Source organism: Chromohalobacter beijerinckii (assembly GCF_023061185.1).
Taxonomy (GTDB): Bacteria; Pseudomonadota; Gammaproteobacteria; order Pseudomonadales; family Halomonadaceae; genus Chromohalobacter; species Chromohalobacter beijerinckii.
The window spans coordinates 1-3,266 of record NZ_JAKGAK010000038.1 but is presented as its reverse complement, the minus strand read 5'-3'; the positions used below and the strand labels follow the sequence as shown (position 1 = coordinate 3,266).

Below are 3,266 nucleotides of genomic sequence, written 5' to 3'. Positions count from 1 at the left end.
TTTCTCGCAAAGCCTACCGCTTAGAGCTTTTGCTCTAATGCTCTTTAACAATGTGGAATAAGCTGACAAAGCAAGACGATACGTCTCAAGCGTATCCGGCAAAATCGTGTTCGTCGCCAGGCCAGACCCTTTGGGGTTATATGGTCAAGCGATGAAGCGCATACGGTGGATGCCTAGGCAGCCAGAGGCGATGAAAGACGTTGTAGCCTGCGATAAGGCTCGGTGAGGTGGCAAACAACCTACGACCCGGGCATTTCTGAATGGGGAAACCCACCCAGCACAAGCTGGGTATCCCACCCTGAATTCATAGGGGTTGGGAGGCGAACCGGGGGAACTGAAACATCTAAGTACCCCGAGGAAAAGAAATCAACCGAGATTCCCTCAGTAGCGGCGAGCGAACGGGGACTAGCCCTTAAGTCAATGCACGGTTAGGTGAACGGCCTGGAAAGGCCGGCCATAGTGGGTGATAGCCCCGTAACCGAAAACCCGCATTGGTGAAATCGAGTAGGTCGGGGCACGTGAAACCTTGACTGAAGACGGGGGGACCATCCTCCAAGGCTAAATACTCCTGGCTGACCGATAGTGAACCAGTACCGTGAGGGAAAGGCGAAAAGAACCCCGGCGAGGGGAGTGAAATAGATCCTGAAACCGTATGCGTACAAGCAGTGGGAGCACGTTTCGACGTGTGACCGCGTACCTTTTGTATAATGGGTCAGCGACTTATATTCAGTGGCGAGCTTAACCGACTAGGGGAGGCGTAGGGAAACCGAGTCTTAACAGGGCGATGAGTCGCTGGATATAGACCCGAAACCGGGCGATCTATCCATGGCCAGAGTGAAGGTCAGGTAACACTGACTGGAGGCTCGAACCCAAGTATGTTGAAAAATGCTGGGATGAGCTGTGGATCGGAGTGAAAGGCTAATCAAGCCCGGAGATAGCTGGTTCTCCTCGAAAGCTATTTAGGTAGCGCCTCACGTATCACCGTCGGGGGTAGAGCACTGTTTCGGCTAGGGGGCCATCCCGGCTTACCAACCCGAGGCAAACTCCGAATACCGATGAGTGCAGCGTGGGAGACACACAGCGGGTGCTAACGTCCGTTGTGAAAAGGGAAACAACCCAGACCGTCAGCTAAGGCCCCCAAATTCTGGTTAAGTGGGAAACGATGTGGGAAGGCTTAGACAGCTAGGAGGTTGGCTTAGAAGCAGCCATCCTTTAAAGAAAGCGTAATAGCTCACTAGTCGAGTCGGCCTGCGCGGAAGATGTAACGGGGCTCAAACCAGGTGCCGAAGCTACGGACTCATCCTCTGGATGAGTGGTAGAGGAGCGTCGTGTAAGTCTGTGAAGGGGCGTTGAGAAGCGCGCTGGAGATATCACGAGTGCGAATGCTGACATGAGTAACGATAATGCGGGTGAAAACCCCGCACGCCGGAAGACCCAGGGTTTCTGTTCGACGTCAATCGGAGCAGAGTGAGTCGGCCCCTAAGGCGAGGCCGAAAGGCGTAGTCGATGGGAAACGGGTTAATATTCCCGTACCGGATGTGATTGCGATGGGGGGACGAAGAAGGCTAGGTGAGCCAGGCGTTGGTTGTCCTGGTGAAAGCCGGTAGGCCGAGGGTTCAGGGAAATCCGGATCCTCAAGGCCGAGAGGCGAGACGAACAGACTACGGTCTGGAAGTCATCGATGCCACGCTTCCAGGAAAAGCCTCTAAGCTTCAGATCACATGCGACCGTACCCCAAACCGACACAGGTGGTCAGGGTGAGAATCCCAAGGCGCTTGAGAGAACTCGGGTGAAGGAACTAGGCAAAATGGCACCGTAACTTCGGGAGAAGGTGCGCCGGCATAGGGTGACGGACTTCGCGTTCTGAGCTCGAGCCGGTCGAAGATACCAGGTGGCTGCAACTGTTTATTAAAAACACAGCACTCTGCTAACGCGTAAGCGGACGTATAGGGTGTGACGCCTGCCCGGTGCCGGAAGGTTAATTGATGGCGTTAGCTCCGGCGAAGCGCTTGATCGAAGCCCCGGTAAACGGCGGCCGTAACTATAACGGTCCTAAGGTAGCGAAATTCCTTGTCGGGTAAGTTCCGACCTGCACGAATGGCGTAATGATGGCCACGCTGTCTCCACCCGAGACTCAGTGAAATTGAAATCGCCGTGAAGATGCGGTGTCCCCGCGGCTAGACGGAAAGACCCCGTGAACCTTTACTATAGCTTCACACTGGATGCTGATGTTGCTTGTGTAGGATAGCTGGGAGGCTTGGAACCTGGGACGCCAGTCCCAGGGGAGCCGACCTTGAAATACCAGCCTGGCATCATTGGCGTTCTAACTTGGGCCCGTTATCCGGGTCGAGGACAGTGTGTGGTGGGTAGTTTGACTGGGGCGGTCTCCTCCCAAAGCGTAACGGAGGAGCACGAAGGTACCCTCAGCACGGTTGGAAATCGTGCAATGAGTGCAAGAGCATAAGGGTGCTTGACTGCGAGACAGACACGTCGAGCAGGTGCGAAAGCAGGTTCTAGTGATCCGGTGGTTCTGTATGGAAGGGCCATCGCTCAACGGATAAAAGGTACTCCGGGGATAACAGGCTGATACCGCCCAAGAGTTCACATCGACGGCGGTGTTTGGCACCTCGATGTCGGCTCATCACATCCTGGGGCTGAAGTCGGTCCCAAGGGTATGGCTGTTCGCCATTTAAAGTGGTACGCGAGCTGGGTTTAGAACGTCGTGAGACAGTTCGGTCCCTATCTGCCGTGGGCGTTGGAGATTTGAGAAGGGCTGCTCCTAGTACGAGAGGACCGGAGTGGACGCACCTCTGGTGTTCCGGTTGTCACGCCAGTGGCATTGCCGGGTAGCTATGTGCGGACGGGATAACCGCTGAAAGCATCTAAGCGGGAAGCCCCCTTCAAGATGAGATCTCCCCGAGGCCTCGAGCCTCCTGAAGGGCCCAGCGAGACCAGCTGGTTGATAGGCACGGTGTGGAAGCGCTGCAAGGCGTTGAGCTAACGTGTACTAATGGCCCGTGAGGCTTGACCATATAACACCCAAAGGGTCTGGTGACGAGCCGATCCCGGATACGCATGAGACGTAGCGTGTCAGCTTATTCCCAATTGCGTTGTGGCCCTGAGGGCCATGACACCTGTTTCGCCTGACGACCATAGCGAGCGTGTCCCACCTGATCCCATGCCGAACTCAGCAGTGAAACCGCTTAGCGCCGATGGTAGTGTGGGGCTTCCCCATGCGAGAGTAGGTCATCGTCAGGCATTTCTTC

The 3,266-nt window shown here is 55.5% G+C and carries 2 rRNA genes; both read left to right on the top strand.

Annotation, left to right across the window (positions count from 1 at the left end):
* The first annotated feature begins 142 nt into the window (after positions 1 to 142).
* Positions 143 to 3,032: ribosomal RNA gene (locus L1075_RS15535) — 23S ribosomal RNA — on the top strand.
* A 110-nt stretch (positions 3,033 to 3,142) separates the two neighbouring features.
* Positions 3,143 to 3,258 (top strand): 5S ribosomal RNA (gene rrf / locus L1075_RS15530).
* The last annotated feature ends 8 nt before the right edge of the window (positions 3,259 to 3,266 follow it).